1 protein-coding gene is annotated in these 909 nt (G+C 61.2%); it reads left to right on the forward strand.

All coding sequences use genetic code 11. The annotated features are described in order from the left end of the window. Position 1: 1 nt before the first annotated feature. Positions 2-909: cation:dicarboxylate symporter family transporter (locus JQK88_RS35480; protein ID WP_203281233.1), on the forward strand; the 908-nt coding region annotated here is incomplete at its 3' end.

Raw genomic sequence — 909 nt, forward strand, 5'->3', positions numbered from 1 at the left:
AATCCGCAGCGCGGACGCCGCGCCTCGCAAGGCCTTCTACGCCAAGCCCTACGTGCAGGTGCTTGCCGCCATCGCTCTTGGTATCGCACTCGGCTATTTCTATCCGGGGATCGGCGAAAGCGTGAAGCCGCTCGGTGATGCCTTCATCAAGCTCGTCAAGATGATCATCGCGCCTGTCATCTTCCTGACAATTGCGACCGGCATCGCCGGCATGAACGATCTCCACAAGGTTGGCCGAGTTGCCGGCAAGGCGATGGTCTATTTCCTCACCTTCTCGACGCTGGCACTCATCGTCGGCCTTGTCGTCGCCAATGTCGTTCAGCCGGGCGCCGGCCTCAACATCGATCCGGCCTCGCTCGACGTCCAGGCCGTGAATAGCTATGCCGCCAAGGCTCACGAGCAGTCCCTCACCGGCTTCCTGATGAACATCATTCCGTCGACGATCGTCGGTGCCTTCGCGCAAGGCGACATCCTGCAGGTCCTGTTCTTCTCGGTTCTGTTCGGCATCGCCCTGGCCATGGTCGGAGAGACGGGCAAGCCTGTCGTTTCCCTCCTCCAGGCGCTGATCGCCCCCATTTTCAAGCTCGTCAGCCTGCTGATGAAGGCCGCCCCGATCGGGGCTTTCGGCGCAATGGCCTTCACCACCGGCAAATATGGCATCGGGTCGATCGTCAACCTCGCGATGCTGGTCGCGACGTTCTATTTCACCGCCTTCCTCTTCGTGTTCGGCGTTCTCGGCGCGGTCTGCCGTTACAACGGCTTCTCGATCTTTTCTCTCATTCGCTACATCAAGGAAGAGCTGCTGCTTGTCCTGGCAACCTCCTCCTCGGAGGCCGCGCTGCCCTCGCTCATGGACAAGATGGAGAAGGCCGGCGCCAAGCGTTCGGTCGTGGGGCTCGTCATCCCGAC

It is taken from the genome of Mesorhizobium caraganae (assembly GCF_016836705.1).
GTDB classification, from domain to species: domain Bacteria; phylum Pseudomonadota; class Alphaproteobacteria; order Rhizobiales; family Rhizobiaceae; genus Mesorhizobium; species Mesorhizobium caraganae.